Source organism: Streptomyces sp. NPDC089424, assembly GCF_044749345.1.
Classification (GTDB): Bacteria; Actinomycetota; Actinomycetes; order Streptomycetales; family Streptomycetaceae; genus Streptomyces.
Map to the genome: position 1 here is coordinate 826,649 of NZ_JBIVHU010000002.1, position 16,374 is coordinate 843,022.

5 protein-coding genes are annotated in these 16,374 nt (G+C 71.8%); 3 read left to right on the forward strand and 2 right to left on the reverse strand.

The window, feature by feature from the left end; all coding sequences use genetic code 11:
• Window positions 1-161 precede the first annotated feature (161 nt).
• From ACIP2X_RS11345 to ACIP2X_RS11355, 3 genes are all read left to right on the forward strand, one after another.
• The gene (locus tag ACIP2X_RS11345) at window positions 162-1,787 is read left to right on the forward strand and encodes a multicopper oxidase family protein (protein ID WP_401670555.1); all 1,626 of its coding nucleotides are present in this window, start codon (window positions 162-164) and stop codon (window positions 1,785-1,787) included.
• A 229-nt stretch (window positions 1,788-2,016) separates the two neighbouring features.
• Window positions 2,017-3,588: a GMC family oxidoreductase gene (locus tag ACIP2X_RS11350; RefSeq protein WP_401670557.1), complete on the forward strand. Its 1,572-nt coding sequence runs from the start codon at window positions 2,017-2,019 to the stop codon at window positions 3,586-3,588.
• The gene (locus tag ACIP2X_RS11355; RefSeq protein WP_401670560.1) at window positions 3,585-5,090 is read left to right on the forward strand and encodes an APC family permease; all 1,506 of its coding nucleotides are present in this window, start codon (window positions 3,585-3,587) and stop codon (window positions 5,088-5,090) included. The genes ACIP2X_RS11350 and ACIP2X_RS11355 overlap by 4 nt, the downstream gene beginning before the upstream one ends.
• A 20-nt stretch (window positions 5,091-5,110) precedes the next feature.
• On the opposite strand, the gene ACIP2X_RS11360 is transcribed toward ACIP2X_RS11355, so the two are convergent.
• On the reverse strand, window positions 5,111-5,653 hold the full coding sequence (locus tag ACIP2X_RS11360; protein ID WP_401670562.1) for an SMI1/KNR4 family protein: 543 nt from the start codon (window positions 5,651-5,653) through the stop codon (window positions 5,111-5,113).
• Between the two features lie 37 nt (window positions 5,654-5,690).
• Window positions 5,691-16,349: a LamG-like jellyroll fold domain-containing protein gene (locus ACIP2X_RS11365; protein ID WP_401670564.1), complete on the reverse strand. Its 10,659-nt coding sequence runs from the start codon at window positions 16,347-16,349 to the stop codon at window positions 5,691-5,693.
• Window positions 16,350-16,374: the final 25 nt, after the last annotated feature.

A 16,374-nucleotide genomic window follows, 5' to 3' on the forward strand; every position in this document is an offset into this window, starting at 1 on the left:
TACGGCGTCGTTCACCGCGGCCCGCGCCCGGTGTCGATCATGTCGCCGTGCGCACCGCACGCCTGAGACCGGCGCCGCTCCCCTCGGGCCGTGCCCGTGATTCGTGAGACGCGCCGCTCCGAATCTCACATATAAGCGCACAAAACAGGTCTTATACATTCATGCAGAAATTTACGCGGCGCACCTTGCTCGGTGCCTCGATCGTGGCCGCCGGATCGGGAACTCTGGCCGCCTGCTCCGGGTCCGGCGAACCATCCGAAGGCGGGGCCACCGGCCACAGGGGCGCCAGGCACAGTGCAGGCAACTTCATCCCCAAGGGACCCAAGGGATACGTCAACCCGTCGGATCCCGAAGTCCTGGCCGCCGAGAAGAAGCGCGGGTCCGGTCCCGTCCGCAAGTACAAGCTCACCGCCACCGAGGCGTCCATCGACCTGGGCGGCCGGACCGTCAGGACCTGGGCCTACGGCGACGCCCTGCCCGGGAAGGAGGTCCGGATCACGGCCGGCGACGTACTCGACCTCACCCTCGCCAACCATCTGCGTGAGGCGACGACGCTGCACTCGCACGGCATCCGGATGCGCTGCGACATGGACGGCGTACCGGGTCTGACGCAACGTTCCATCGACCCCGGCAAGGACTTCACCTACCGCTTCGCGGTGGCCCACCCCGGCACCTACTGGCTGCACTCGCACTCCGGCATGCAGCTCGACCGCGGCCTGTACGCGCCGCTGATCGTCGAGGACCCCAAGGAGCCGCTGTCCTACGACAAGGAGTGGGTCATCGTCCTGGACGACTGGGTGGACGGGGTGTCCGGGTCCACCCCGGACCGCGTGCTCAGTCAGCTGCGGGGCGGCGAGGCCATGCCGATGGACATGGGTGAGGGCGCGCACGGCCCGAACAGCGCCAAGTCCGAGAGACCGCGCCAGTCGGCCTCCGCCAGGGCCGCCGGACCCGACCGCGTTCTGCACGACTCGTACAGCCGCGTCCTTGAGAGCATGGGCGGCAACGTCGACTATCCGCACTACCTCATCAACGGCCGCCTCCCGGGGGCACCCTCGGTCTACGAGGCCCGCCCCGGGGACCGCATCCGGCTGCGCATCATCAACGCCGGCGGCGACACCGCCTTCCGGGTGGCGCTCGGCGGTCACGAGATGACGGTGACCCACACGGACGGCTACCCGGTCGAGCACACGAGGACGGAAGCACTGCTGCTCGGCATGGCCGAGCGCTACGACGTGATGATCACCGCCGGGGACGGGGTGTTCCCGCTGGTCGCGATCGCCGAGGGCAAGGGCGCGCGGGCGATGGCGGTACTGCGCACCAGCAACGGCGCGCTCCCCCCGCCCACCGCGCACCCGGACGAGCTCGACGGCATGCTGGTGCCCGCCAGACGCCTCGTTCCGCACGAGTCCGTCGCCCTCAGCGACGACGAGCCGGACCGGGAGATGCGCATCAAGCTGACCGGCGGCATGGAGAACTTCGACTGGGGCTTCGACCACGAGCCCTACTCCATCGAGAAGCGCATCCCGATCCGGGAGGGCGAACGTATCCGCATCAGCCTCATCAACGCCACCGACATGTGGCACCCGGTGCACCTGCACGGTCACACGTTCGCGATGACCGGCATCGACGCGGTGGGCGCCCGCAAGGACACCGCCCATGTGCTGCCGCACCGCAAGCTCGTCATCGACTTCTACGCCGACAACCCGGGCCTGTGGATGCTGCACTGCCACAACCAGTACCACTCCGAATCCGGCATGATGACGATCCTCGGCTACCGCAAGTGACGATGTCCCGTGCGCGGGACATGAGTTCTCGGTGGCTCCCCATCTCGGGCCCCGGCCGCGTGCCGGGTCCCGGCCGGGGCAGCCGCCCCCCACCGCGCCCGCCCGCAGGTCGCCCCCCGGGTCCCTAGCCCACCCGGGTCCTCCCGACGTCGACGGGGCGGGCGCCACCGAGGCCGACCGCGCGGTGCCCGCCGCTGCCCCATGGACGGCCACCGCAGAAAGGCACCGCATGGCCACCAGCACCGTGCACGGCGCCGAGTCGGCCTACGACTACGTCGTCGTCGGCGGCGGCACCGCCGGCTGCGTGCTCGCCGCCCGCCTCAGCGAGGATCCGCACTGCCGGGTCTGCGTCGTCGAGGGCGGTCCGAGCGACGTCGGCGACGAGCGCATCCTGCGGTTGCGCAACTGGATCAACCTGCTCGGCTCGGAGTTCGACTACGGCTACACCAGCGTGGAACAGCCCCGCGGCAACTCGCACATCCTGCACTCCCGGGCCCGCGTGCTGGGCGGCTGCTCGTCCCACAACACGCTGATCAGCTTCCTGCCGCTGCCGCAGGACCTCGACGACTGGGTCGGCCGGGGCTGCTCCGGCTGGGACCCGGCGACGATCCTCCCCTACCGGGACCGGCTGCTCACCGAGATCGTCCCGGTGGCCGAGGCCGACCGCAATCCCATCGCCGAGGACTTCGTCACGGCGGCCTCCCGTGCCCTCGGCGTCCCCGTGATCGACGACTTCAACGCCCGGCCCTTCGCCGACGGCGCCGGTTTCTTCTCGCTGGCCTACCGGCCGGAGGGCAACCTGCGCTCCTCCGCGTCCGTCGCGTACCTCCACCCCGTCATGGACCGGCCCAACCTCACGCTGCTGCTGGAGACCTGGGCCCATCAGCTGCTCCCCGACGGGGCGGGACGGCTGACCCGGGTCGCCGTCCGCGACAGCGACGGCCGGCCGGCCACCGTGCGCGCCGAGCGCGAACTGCTGCTGTGCGCGGGTGCCGTCGACACTCCTCGTCTGCTGATGCTGTCCGGCGTCGGGCCCGCCGACGCCCTGCGCGAGCTGGGCATCGAGGTACGGGCGGACCTGCCCGGTGTGGGGGAGAACCTGCTGGACCACCCCGAGTCCGTGATCGTCTGGGAGACGGCCGGGCCGCTGCCGCCCAACTCGGCGATGGACTCCGACGCCGGTCTGTTCGTGCGCCGCGACAAGGGCGGGGCACGACCGGACCTGATGTTCCACTTCTACCAGGTGCCGTTCACCGTCAACACCGAACGTCTCGGCCACCCCGTGCCCCGGCACGGCGTGTGCATGACGCCGAACGTGCCGCGCGCCCGCTCCGTCGGCCGCATGTGGCTGCGCAGCGCCGATCCCGCCGAGCATCCGGCCCTGGACTTCCGGTACTTCACGGATCCCGAGGGCCACGACGAGCGCACGATCGTGGACGGCCTGCGGGTGGCCCGTGAGGTCGCCGCGACCGAACCGCTGCGCGACTGGCTCGTCCGCGAGGTCGCGCCCGGCCCGGAGGTCGTCTCCGACACCGACCTCTCGGAGTACGGACGCCGCGCGGCGCACACCGTGTACCACCCGGCGGGCACCTGCCGCATGGGCGCCCCGGACGACCCGATGGCCGTCTGCGACCCCGAGTTGAGGCTGCGCGGGGTCGAGGGCGCGCGGATCGTCGACGCGTCGGTGTTCCCGACGATGCCCACCGTCAACCCCATGGTGACCGTCCTGCTCGCCGCCGAACGGGCCGCCGACCTCGTCACGGGCCGTCCCGGTCCGGCGGACCGGGAGGTGGGACGGTGACCGGCCCGCAGCCCACCGCACCGGCGTCCGGCACCCCCGAGGGCGAGCCGGGCTCGGAGTTCCGCAAGGACATGGGCCCCTGGGCCAACTTCGCCCTGGGCTTCACCTACCTCTCACCGGTGGTGAGCACCTACACCCTCTTCGGGACCGCGCTCGCCACCGGCGGACCCCCGATGATCTGGGCGTTCGTGCTCGCCGGCTGCGGACAGTTCCTGGTCGCCCTGGTCTTCGGCGAGATCGTCGCCCAGTACCCCGTCGCGGGCGGTGTCTACCCGTGGGCCCGGCGGCTGTGGGGCAAGCGCTGGGCGTGGATGACCGGATGGGTATACATGTGGGCGCTGCTGGTGACGATCACCTCCGTGGCCTACGGCGCCGGCCCCTACATCGCCATCCTGTTCGGCTTCGCCCCGACCGTGCACACCACCGTGCTGTGCACTGCGGTCCTCATCGTCGTCGCGGTGCTGATCAACTACGCGGGGACCAAGGCGCTGTCGGCGGCCGCCCTGATCGGCTTCGTGGGCGAGCTCGTCGGCGCCCTCGTCGTCGGCGTGTACCTGCTGGTCACGCACCGCCACCACGGGCTCGGAGTCGTCTTCGACACCTACGGCACCGAGGGGAGCGGCTCCTACCTGCCGGTGTTCCTGGCGGCGGCGATCATCGGCTTTTACCAGTACTACGGCTTCGAGGCGTGCGGCGACACCGCGGAGGAGGTGGCCCGCCCCGGCAACGTCATCCCCCGCGCGATGCGCCGCACCATCTACATCGGCGGTGCCGCGGCGACGTTCACCTGCCTGTCGCTGCTGCTGTCGGTGACCGACTACGAGGCGGTCATCTCGGGTGAGGACCCGGACCCGGTGGTGGGCGTGCTGTTCGACGCCATGGGCGAGTTCGGGGCCCGGGCGGTGATGGCCGTGGTCCTGATCTCCTTCCTGTCCTGCACGATCAGTCTCCAGGCGGCGGCCGGGCGGCTCATCTACTCCTACGCCCGCGACGAGATGATCGTGGGTCACCGGCTGCTGCGGCGGTTCTCCCACGCCCGCGCGGTCCCGGGGTACGCGCTGCTGGTGTCCGCGGCGGTACCCCTGCTCATCGCCTTCGGTTCCCTGGTGTCGCAGGACGCGCTCACCGACATCGTCTCGTTCGCCATCCTCGGCATCTACGGCTGCTTCCAGATGGTCGTCCTGGCGGCGCTGCGCGCGCGGCTCAAGGGGTGGCGTCCGCTGGGCGCGTTCACCCTGGGCCGCTGGGGCCTCCCGGTGAACGCGGTGGCGCTGGCCTACGGCATCTTCGCCATCGTCAACATCGCCTGGCCGCGGAACCCGCAGGATCCGTGGTTCGAAAACTGGATCGTCCTGCTGTGCGGTGCCGTGGTGGTGGTCACCGGCCTGTTGTACATGTTCACCACCCACCACTGCGGCCGCGGCGACGCACCCGCCGGCTGCGCGGTACCCGACGACACGGCCACCACCGCCCCGGACGGACCGCGCCCTGACCGGCGTTGACCCGCCGCGGCCTGCCGCTCCTACGCCGCTCCGCGCCAGCCCGCGAACTCGTGTTGCCGGTCCCCCACCGGGAGCCGTTCGCTGAACGGGTTCACCTCACCGGTCAGGGCCGCCCCGCAGAAGTCGGCCATGCCACGGTCGAACAGCGTCCAGCGGTCCGTCCCGTACGGCGTCTGCCTTCGGAAGACCAGCACCCGCCACCCGTCGGGCTCCCCCTCGCGCACCCAGAACGCGACGTCACCGCTCGCCGTGTCCGCGAAGGGCAGCAAGGGCGGCAGCACATCACGCCTCAGCACGGCGCAGATCCTCTCGCGGTCCTGCTCCGGAAGGGCGGGGTCCTTCCGTTCCAGGAGATCCCCGTACGGCGATCCGGGAACGGGCGGAGTGCTGACCGACAGGTACTCGTCGATCTCGCCGCCCCCGTAGACCTCCACGAACTCCCGGTAGTCCGCCGGAAGCACCAGCCCCGACGACCGCTCGACCTCGTCCCAGTCCACCGCATCGCCCCCGGAGCCGGGCGGCGCAAGCAACTGCCGCAGACGGGTGACGGCGGGGTGGGACATGGAAGGTTCCCTTCGCGCTGGGGACGCCGGGGCGGGTTCACGGCCGCCCCGGCATGGGGACGTCGGCACCGGTGCGGCTGTCGATCGCGGTGCCCAGGTTCTTCCAGCCGCGGCCGGCAGTGTAGATGAGGTTCGAGACGGTGGTGGCGTCGGAGCCGGTGTAGCGCCCCTGGCTGTCCCATGCCGTGTAGGACATCTCGAACTCGTGGGGCACGGTCCGATTGCCGCTGTACACCGGGGTCACCTCGTAGCGGACGACATGCTGGGAGTCGACGAGGGACCGGACGGTGTCCTCGAAGTCGAGCATGCTGTCCATGGGCGGGATCGGCGTCTGGGCCTTTCCGACGTAGGAGTTGGCGTCGGTGCCACAGGTAGCCAGGTTGGCCAGGTCGGTGCCCGAGCCGCTGAGCTGCGCGCCGAGGAGGTGACAGGCGTTGACGTCGCGGGGCCTGCCGCCCAGATAGCCCACGTAGGCACGGGCCCAGTCGTAACCGGGCGGCTTGATTCCCTCTCGGGTCGCGGTGGGTGTGCCGGGGTGGGCGGTCACGTACGCGAGGTCGAGACAGGCCTCCACACCGGTTGCCCGGTTTCCGTGTGCGGCGTCGCGCGGCCCGGGGTCCACCCAGCCGCCGTCCGGCCTGCGGCAGTCGGACGGGTCGTCGTCCCGGGTGCCGGGGCCCGTCGCGGTACCCGGGTCGGTCCCGGGTGCCTCGTACACGTCCGGCGTGTACTGCTCGTTGCCCATCAGGTCGATCACCTTGGCGGCGGTGATGACCAGCTTGACGGCGTCACCGGGCTTCCACTTGCCGCCGCCCGGGTTCCAGTCCGGCTTCGGGGCGGGGCGGTCGGGGGCCGGCTTGGGGTTCTTGCCGTTGTTGGGGTTCTGGTCGATCGGCTTGGGCTTGGGGCGCGGCCGGACGGCGGTCGAGGTACCGCCGGAGTAGCCGTACCCGTAGTGGTGGCCGCCGCCCGAGTAGCTGTAGGAGCCGCCGCTGCCCGAGTGGCCTCCGCCGTAGCCGTATCCGTAGCCGTAGGAGCTGCTGCCGTAGCCGTAGTTGTAGGTGCTCCCGCTGTAGCCGTAGGAGTACGAAGGGCTGTAGCCGCTGGAGTAGGACCAGCTGCCGCTGGGGAAGGCGGGTGCCTGCCAGTTGTAGCCGGCGGCGTAGCCGATCGCGTCCTTCACGCCCGTGAAGAGCGACTCGCAGTGCAGCTTGCACCAGTAGCCGAGCGCCGCGGACGCGGTGGCGGCGACGGCCGCGCTGCCGTACATGACGGCGCAGGACGGGCAGTGTCCGGTCGGGTCCGTGTTGCCCAGGGGGTCGGCGTTGCCGTAGGTGTACCGGTTGGCCTGGACGGACGGGTCGGGATCGAGCTGCCAGGTGTCCCGCGAGGCGAAGGAGCCGGTGTCGGGCTGGTACCAGCGGGCCGCCATGTCGACGTCGCCGGTGGCCGGGTCGGTCCAGCCGGACTGGTAGCCGACGGCGGGTGTCGTGCCGTCGGTGGCGGTCTGGCGGCCGAAGGGGTCGTAGGCGGTGGAGCCGGTGACTCGCGTGCCCTCGACGTCGAGGCCGGCGACCAGGTCGGTGTGCAGGTCGGTCACGGACCACTGGGCGGTGGTGCCGTCCGTGCCGGCCAGCAGTGAGCCGTCGGGGGTGCGGCTGTAGTCGGTGGTGCCGTCCCCGAGCAGCTGGTGGGAGCCGCCGTCGTAGCGGAACGTGGTGGTGCCCTGTGCGGCGAGGCGGTCGAGGGAGTCGTAGGTGGAGGTCCTGCCGCCGTCGGTGATCTTCCGCTCGAAGGCGTCGAAGGCGACGTCCCGGGTCGGGGCGCCGGCCCTGGCTGCCGAGGCGAGGGTGCCGCGCGCGGTGTACGTGTAGTCCGTGGTCCCGTCGGTCAGAAGGCGGTTGCGGGCGTCGTAGGCGGCGGTGGCGGAGCCCGCCTGCGTGCGGTTGCCGGCCTTGTCCCACGCGTAGGCGGTGGTCCGGCCCCCGGTGGTCCAGGAAGTCAGACGGCCCGCCTGGTCGTAGGCGTAGGTGTGGGAGCCCGCACCCGCGGTCCCGGCGGTGTCCTTGCCGGTGAGCCGGTCGTCCAGGTCGTAGGCGTAGGACGTGGACGTGACGACGGTGGACTCGTCGGGGGTGGTGACGAGGTCGTCGGTGAGGCGGCCGAGCGGGTCGTAGCCGTAGCTGCGCCGTGCGGTCTCCCGCCACTCGGTGGAGCCCTCCGGCCTGTTCGCGTACTGCTCCATGACGGGCCGGCCGGCCGCGTCCCATGTGTACCAGATGTCCGCGCCGGTCATCTCGTTCCACAGCCAGTCGAGGCGGCCGGCGGCGTCGTAGCCGTACTCGGTGGTGTTCTCCGGGTCGGTGCGCTGCGTCATGTTGCCGTCGGCGTCGTAGGCGTAGGTCGCGGCGCCGCCGGGGCCGGCGGCGGACAGGAGCTGGCCGCGGTCGTTGTAGGTGTAGGTGTTCGGGGTGAGCGGGACGCCGGAGCCCGCGGACGTCAGGCGTCCCGCCAGGTCGTAGCCGAACGTGCGGTCGGCGGTGGCCGCTTCCGCGCCGCTGCCCGTCTCCCGGGTGAGGCGGCCGAGGCCGTCGTAGGTGCTGTGCCGCTCCACGCCGCCCGGCAGGGTCTCGGCGACCGCCTGGCCGACGGCGTCGTAGACCGTCGTCCAGGTGCGGTCGGCCGCCTCCGGGTGGGCCGTGGTGGCGGGCTCGATCGTGGACTCGGGCAGGCCCCAGGAGTTGTAGGTCTGGACGGTGGTGTTCTCCCGGCCGTCGGTCAGACGGGTCCGGTTGCCCGCCGCGTCGTGCCCGAAGGTGGTGGTGACGGACTCGCCTTCCTCGACCGGCTCGGTCAGCTGTGTCACCCGTCCCAGCGCGTCGTAGGCGTAGGTGGTGCGGGCCTTGGTCTGCGGGGAGACGGTCGCGGTGAGATTGCCCTCGGCGTCGTACTCGGAGGTGGTGGTGCGCAGGGCGGTGGTGCCGCTGCCGAACTCGATGACGGAGGTGATGTCGCCGAGCGCGTCGTAGGCGGTGGTGGTGCGGCGCCCGGTGGCGTCGGTGACCGCCGTGCGGCGGCCGAGTCCGTCGTACTCGTAGCGGGTGGTGCCGACCGCGTCGCTGACGGACAGGACCTCGTCGGCAGGGTTGTGGGTGGCGGTGCTGGTGCGGCCTGCCGGTGTGGTCGAGGCGGTCCGGCGCGAGGCGTCGTCCCAGGTGTAGGTGGTGGTCAGGTTCTGCGGGGTGGGCCGGCGTTCGACGGTGGTAGCGGTCAGCTGCCGGCCGAGTTCGTCGTAGGTGGCCTCGGTGCGCGCGCCGGTCGGGTCGGTGGCCGACAGCCGCAGCCCGGTGGGGGTCCAGCTGTACGTGGTGACGCCGCCGCCGTCCGCCGCCGTGACGGGTCCGACGATCAGGTCGGGGTCGGCCTCGGCCGCGGCGAGGGCGGCGGCCGGGTCGGCCACCGGGTCGGTCCGGGTGACGAGTTGCCCGAACTGGTCGTAGGCGTAGCGGGTGGTGCGGCCCAGCGGGTCGGTCACCGACTGCGGCAGACCGAGCGGGGTGTAGGTGGTGCGGGTGGTCGCTGTCAGCGGCGCGGCGGCGCCCGGCGGGGTGTAGTCGGGCAGGGTGACCGCCGTGGCCCGGCCCAGCGCGTCGACCTCGGTGCGGGTCACCCGGCCGAGGGCGTCCTCGGTCCCGGTGGTGTCGCCGAAGGTGTTGTATCCGGTGCGCACGGTCGGCCGGACCGGCGTGGCCGGCTTGCCGTTCTGCTCCGCGTCGACCTCCGGGGCGGTCTGCGCGGTTCGCCGGCCGAGCGCGTCGTGCCGGTAGGTGGTGGTGTACGCGGCCGGGTCGGCGCCGGCGGCGTTGCCGCGCGGGCCGACCGAGGTCAGCGGCAGGTTGCGGTCGTCGTAGGTGGCGGTCGCCGTGTGGGTGCCGGTGCCGTCGGTGACGCTCTGCCGCACGACGTTGCCCGCGGAGTCGTAGTCCGCCGTGGTCGTCAGCTTCGTGTTCCCGGCGATGTTCTGCGTCCGGCCGGTGACCCGGTCGTCGGCGTCGTAGGCGTAGTCCACGGCCCGGTTCAGGCCGTCGGGGTCCAGCACGCTGCGGGTGGTGCGGCCGAGCGCGTCGACGGCGTGCGTGACGGTTGTCCTGCCGCCTCCGGTGACCTGGCGGACCAGGTTCCCGGCGCCGTCGTAGGTGTCCGCCTCCAGGACGATGTCGTGCCGGCTGCCGTCGGCCCGGGTGATCCCCCGGGCGGTCACGGTGGCGGTCAGGCCGTCGTCGTAATAGGTGTAGGCGGTCGTCGCGCCCATGGCGTCCGTGCTGGTCGCCAGGCGGCCGGCGGGATCGTAGGCCTGCGAGACCAGGGTCAGGTCCCGCACCTCGCCCGAGGGATCGCCGGTCCAGTCCTTCAGGACGGTCGCCGCGTGCCGCCCGCCGGGCGTGTAGCCGTAGGTCACGGTCCTGCCCTCGGCGTCGGTCATCGACGTCACGCGGCCGAGCGCGTCGTACGCGTAGCTGGTCGTGTGCCGGCCGGGGTCGGTGACCGTGTCGTTCAGCCCGTGCGCGTCGTAGTGGTAGGTCGTCGTGCGGGACGGGTCGCCGCCGGTGGTGTCCTCGGTGGTCTCCGACAGCAGACGGCCGTCGGCGTCGTAGGTGTAACCGGTACGGGCGGTGTGCGTGGTGCCGGTGATCTCGTTCTTCGTCCCGGTGCCGGTCCTCGACAGGGTCCGGGACAGCTTGTCGTAGGCGTAGGTCGTGGTCACCCCGGCGGGAAGGGCGTCGGAGACCTCGGTCTCGGCCGTCGGCCGGCCCAGGCCGTCGTAGGTGTACTTGGTGACCAGCCCGGACGGGGCGGTGGACTCCGCCATGTCGCCGCCCGCGTAGTAGCGGTACGCCGTCCTGGCGCCGGCCGGGGTGGTCTCGGTCGCCACCAGTCCGGCCGGGACGGTACCGCCGCCGACGGCCGTTTCGGTGCCCGCCGTGTAGGTGAGGGCGGAGCCGGTGCCGTCGGCGCGCTGCGCCGTCAGCGGCAGGCCCTGCGCGTTGTAGGTGAACCTGGTGACGTAGCGGTCGTCGGCGGGCCCGGAGGAGCGGGCGTCGCGGACGGCAGTGGGCCTGTCGTTGCGCGGATCCAACTCGTCCGCGCTGTTGAGGTAGTAGTCGGTGAAGGCGGTCCAGCAGGAGTCGGCGTCCCGGCATGTCGTGGTCGAGACGGTGTTGCCCCGCTTGTCGTGGCCGGTGACGGTGGCGTGCCCGTTCGGGTCGGTGACGGTGTGCAGGAAGCCGCCCGCGTCGTAGGCGTAGCCGGTGGTGCCGCCGTCGCCGTCGGTGGTGGACACCGTCCGCTGGGCGCGCAGGGCGTCGTAGGTCGCGGACGTGACCGCACCGAGCGGGTCGGTGACCCGGACGGTGGACAGCAGCGCCGAGGTGTCGGACTCCACCGCCGCGCGGTAGTGCGCCGAGACCTGGCCGTCCGTCAGCGGGTGCTGGTAGACGGCGACCTCGTCGACGGATCCGGTGAAGTAGCTGATGTCACCGGGGCTGCTCGGCCAGGCCGCGGCCGCGAAGCCAGCGCCTATGTAGGTGCGGGTGTTGGCCTGATGGCTGACGGCACCCGTGAAGGTGCCCTGCTTCACACCGTCCAGATACAGCGTCTGCGTCGTCCCGGACGCCGACACCACCGCGTGGTGCCACTGGTTGTCGGTGACCGAGGCCGCCGAGTTCAGCGAGGTACCCGTGACCGAGGTGCCGGCGTAGAACTTGCCGTGCAGCTTGTTGTCCGCGCCCACGTAGAGCACCGGGGTCCACGAGCCGCCCACGCCCGCCGGGTCGTCGATCTTCCTGGACTGGTCGCCGACCATGACGCCCGGCTTGCTGGTCTTGAACCACAGCTCCACGGCCAGGTTCTTCGAGGCGTGCAGGATCCCGCCCGGCAGCTCCGCGTATCCGGCGCCGGTGAACTGCGCGGCGGCGCCCTCGCCGGGGCCGAAGGCACCGGTGCCCCCGAGCGTGGCGGAACGGTAGGTGCCGGCGCCGTCGTTGGCCGCGACCGTGCTCCTCGCCGTGGTGCCGGACGTCTCGTCCAGGCGCCAGTAGCCGCCCGGCGCATCCGCCCCGGTGGCACCCCGGTAGCGGGCGGCGTCGCCGGTGACCAGGCCGGTGCGGGCGTGGTGGTGTGCCGCGACGGTCTTGGCGTCCAGCGGGTGCTGGTAGACGGCGACCTCGTCGACGGATCCGGTGAAGTAGCTGATGTCACCGGGGCTGCTCGGCCAGGCCGCGGCCGCGAAGCCCGCGCCAATGTAGGTGCGGGTGTTGGCCTGATGGCTGACGGCACCCGTGAAGGTGCCCTGCTTCACACCGTCCAGATACAGCGTCTGCGTCGTCCCGGACGCCGACACCACCGCGTGGTGCCACTCGTTGTCCGTCACCGTGGCCGCCGAGTTCAGCGAGGTACCCGTGACCGAGGTGCCGGCGTAGAACTTGCCGTGCAGCTTCTTGTCCGCGCCCACGTAGAGCACCGGGGTCCACGAGCCGCCCACGCCCGCCGGGTCGTCGATCTCGCGGGACTGGTCGCCGACCAGCACGCCCGGCTTCTCCGTCCTGAACCACAGCTCGACCGCGACGTCGGTGGAGCCGTGCAGCGCGTCCTCGGGGACCTCGACCCAGCCGCCGGTACCGTCGAAGGAGACGGCCGTGTCGTCGCCGTCGGCGAACGCGCCGGGCTGCGCGAGGGTGGCCCCGTCGCCGTAGGAGCCGTCGGCCCCCTCGGCGAGCGCGTCGGCCGCCGTGGCGCCGCGCCGGTCGCCGAGTCTCCAGTAGCCGGACGGCGAGGCCGACTTCACGGCCGTCTCGTACGCCGCCGAACCCGAGGAGTAGTCGGGGGCGGAGATCCGCCAGGTGCCTCCGGACTCTTCGGTGACCTCGGTGGCACGGTCGGTGGCCGCGTCGTAGGAGATCTCGGCGTCGGTCCGGCCCGAGGGCAGGGTGACGGCGGACATCCGGCCGGCGGTGCCCCGGGCCGCGTGATGCTGGGCCACCGACTGCGGCGACAGCGGCCGGTCGTACACGGCGACCTCGTCGATCACACCGGTGAAGTGCCCATAGGTGTCGGTGGTGTCCAGGGACGGCCAGCCGCCTCCGGTGTATCCGGCGCCGACGTAGGTGTACACCTGGTCGGTGTGGTTGATCGCGCCCGTCAGGGTACCGACCTTCGCTCCGTCCAGGTACAGCGCCTGCGTGGTCCCGGCCCCGGCGAGCACCACGTGGTGCCAGGCGTCGTCGGTGACCGTGCCGGCCGAAGTGATCGGTCCCTTGCCGCCTTCGCGCCAGTACTGTCCGCGCAGCTTGCCGTCGGTGCCGACGTAGAGCGCCGGGGTCCACCAGCCGGGCTTGGCCTCGGTGAGGCGCTCGTCCTGGTAGGAGAAGAGCACGCCGGGCCCGGTCGTCCTGAACCACAGCTCGGTGGACAGGAACGACGACGAGTGCACCGTGCTGTCGGGCAGTTCCACCACGGAGTCGGCGCCGTCGAAGGAGCCGGCCGTGTCCGTGGTGCCGGCGAGCGCGCCGGGCGCGTCGAGGACCACGTCGGTGTACTCGGCGGTGTTCAGTCCGGTCCGAGACGGGGCCTGGCTGCGGGCGGCGGAACCATCCTTCTCCCCCAGCCGCCAGTACGAGACCGGGTTGTCGTCCAGCACCGACGTCCGGTAGAGCGAACCGTCGGTGTAGTCGTAGCGCGTGCACTCGGTGGCCGACGTGGGCGGGCACACCTTCTGCAGCCGGTCACCGTCGTAGGTGTACGACCAGCTCAGACCGGGCTGCCCGGAGTCGACCGGGCTGGTGGTCACCGAGGAGACGTGGTCGCCGGTCCAGGCCAGGTCCAGGTACCGCCCGGACAGCGCGTCGGTCACACGGGTCAGCGGACCGCCGCCCTCCTGCTGGTACTTCAGGCGCTGGCTCCGGCCGGCGCCGTCCGTGATCGAGGCGAGCAGACCGCCCGCGCCGAAGTGGTACGTGACGGCGGAGGCAGTGCGCAGCGCCCAGCCGTCGCCCTCGGGGACGAGGGTGGAGGTCCCGCCGGAGGGACCGGCGTAGCTGCCGTCGGGATTGCGGCCGTAGCGGACCTGTGAGCCGTCGGCCTGGGTGATCAGGAGTGTCCCGGTCTGCGTTTCCTCGGCGAGGCGCATGTCCCAGGGTGTGGACCAGCCGGCGCCGAATGCTCCGTCCGTCCTCGGGTCGAGCGAGTTGTAGGTGCGGTTCACCGCCAGCTCGGGTCCGACCGTGGAGAGCGCGGCGTCGGTCGCGGCGGTGACGTAGTTTCCGGCCCGTGACCCGAAGTCGCGGCCGGCGTCCGCGCCGCCCAGGTGCCGGGTGACGCCGGGCTGCGGGACCTGCGTGGTGAACAGCGCCGGGCCCGGCCGGGCGGAGGTCGCGTTGCCGTCGTACGCGTAGGCGTACCAGGCGTACTGCTTGCCCCACGACAGCCAGCCCGCGGGCACCGCCCACTGCTTGGACGTCGTGCGTGTCCCGCTGCGGCAGTTCTTGCGCGCGTTGCTGCCCTCCACCTCGCAGACCTCGAAGGTGAACTGGAGCGCGGCGCTCGGATAGCGGTCGGCGTCGGTGCCGTTGGCCCAGAGGGTCGGGGTGAGGGAGTCGAACACGGCGCCGCTGCCCGGGGACTCCGCGGTCAGCTGCGGCGGGATGTTCACGGCGGAGATCTTGACGGCCGGACCCGCTATGCCTGCCTGGGTGAACGTACTGGTCCCGTAGTCCGTCATGGTCCACTGGAGTGTGTACGTCGCCGGAGTGAGGGCCGCGATCCTGGCGTCGACCGTCACGGTCTCGTTCGGGGACACGTCCTGCGGCATGTCCGTGTACAGGACGTTGGAGCCGTTGGAGATGTCCTTGCCGGACGCGTCGAACAGGTAGTACCGGAGCTTGTAGTTGCCGCCCTTCGTCCACGTCTCCTGACCGCGGTTGGTGACGGTGACCTTCATGACTCCCTCGGACGTCGCCGTCATCGGGGTGACCAGGGAGCCGAGCTTGTAGGTGGCTCCGTACTTGGTCCAGGTGACGTCCAGGCTGGGCTTGCCGTTCGGGTAGTCGTCGGAGCCGAACTGCTTCCAGCCCTTGGAGTCGGTCGTGGACGCCTTGACCGCGAGGCCGTAGTTCTTCTTCCGGCCGTGCGTCCAGTCGTCGACCAGGGTGCGCCCGGCGGACCCCAACTTGATCGTCTCCCAGGCCGCACCGCAGGACCACGTCGTCGTGCCGCTGGGACGCCAGCCGTGCGCGAAGCTCTTCGAGGCGAGCGACGAACCGGTAGCCGGGCCGGGCCACTTGGTCGTGGTGGTCTCGGCCCAGTCCGAGGTGATCGGGTGGATGGTCACCGGGCGGGCGGTGCACGACTGCGACCAGGTGTTGTAGAGGGCCAGGTTGGCGCTCAGCACCCACGCGTTCTTCAGCGAGGACTCGACACCCGCGAAGCGCAGGAAGGCCGCCGCCTTGTGACCGCCTCCGTCGTACGTGCCCACCTTCAGCACGGTGTCCGAGGCGAAGTTCTGGTTGTACGGCGACTCCACGTACGTGCCGGAGGTCGCGTCGACGGACTTCACCGAGGGGTCGACGCGCACCGGGAAGACCCGCTCCGGGGCGGACAGCCACTTCGCGTCCAGCCCCACCACCAGGACCTGGCGGCCGCCCTCGGTGTCGAGTGCGTAGGTGACGCCGGAGGAGATCGCGCCCTCGCCCGAGTCCGGCGCCAGGTTCGCGTCCTGCATCCAGCCCGGCGGGATCCACGCCCGCTGCTCGCCTGAGGCGTCGCGGAAGGCGACCCCGCCCCGCCCGTCGAGTGCCGCGACCAGGCCCGGGGAGTCCAACGGGAAGCGCCAGGTCGTGGGTGCCTGGGCGGAGTCGAGGACCATGACCTCCTTGACGGAGTCACTGCCCGCCACGAACTCCAGGTCGGCGTGCGGCAGCACCCCGGGGTAGGTCACGACACCGCCGTCCACGTCGGCCGGCACGGCGGCGGCACCCTCCAGCGAGTAGCTGACGGAACGGCTCTGGTCGATCTCCAGTCGCACCAGCGGTTCGGCGTCCGCCCGGCTCGCGAAGGTGATGCCCAGCTCGGTGGCCCGGGTCCGGTACGCGGGGTCGGCGACGTTCATCGTGCGCGTTCCCGCCTGCGCGTCCGCCGGCACCAGCGAGGTGTCGACGGACCGCCAGGTTCCGTCGGACGCACGGAAGTTGACCGCCTCGTCGTAGTACCGGGTGGTGAAGGTGCCGTCCTCGTTGCGGTAGGTGCTGCTCCGCTCGGTGCGGCTCGCGGGCAGTTCCTCGCTCGCCTCGCCGTCGAAGCCGGAGGGCGTCCGCGTACGGGGGGCGGCGACCTGCCGCAGGGAGCCGGTGAGCACCGGGTCGGCGGCGCCGGGCAGTGCGGCGGCGGGCGCCGGGGTCTCGGGGTCCAGCTCGCCGGGGGCGTCGAGGGCTCCGTCCCGGCCGCCTCGGGCCGTCGCGTCGGTGGACGCGGCGGAGGCGTCATGGGAACGGCCGTCCGCCGTGCCCCACGGCTGCCCGGGGACCGGGCCGGCGGAAGCGGTCTCGCCCTCGCTCCCCAGGGCGAGACCCGCCTGTTCGGTGCCGGTGAGCACCGCCAGCACCGTGACCGTCACCAACGCGACGTGACGCAGCCCCCGTGTCACAACCCCACCCCTCACATAAAGATCA

Excerpts from the sequence above, each read along its gene's own strand:
- ACIP2X_RS11350 (WP_401670557.1), top strand. The coding sequence starts at position 2,017 with ATGGCCACCAGCACCGTGCACGGCGCCGAGTCGGCCTACGACTACGTC.
- ACIP2X_RS11345 (WP_401670555.1), top strand. The coding sequence starts at position 162 with ATGCAGAAATTTACGCGGCGCACCTTGCTCGGTGCCTCGATCGTGGCC.
- ACIP2X_RS11360 (WP_401670562.1), bottom strand. The coding sequence starts at position 5,653 with ATGTCCCACCCCGCCGTCACCCGTCTGCGGCAGTTGCTTGCGCCGCCC.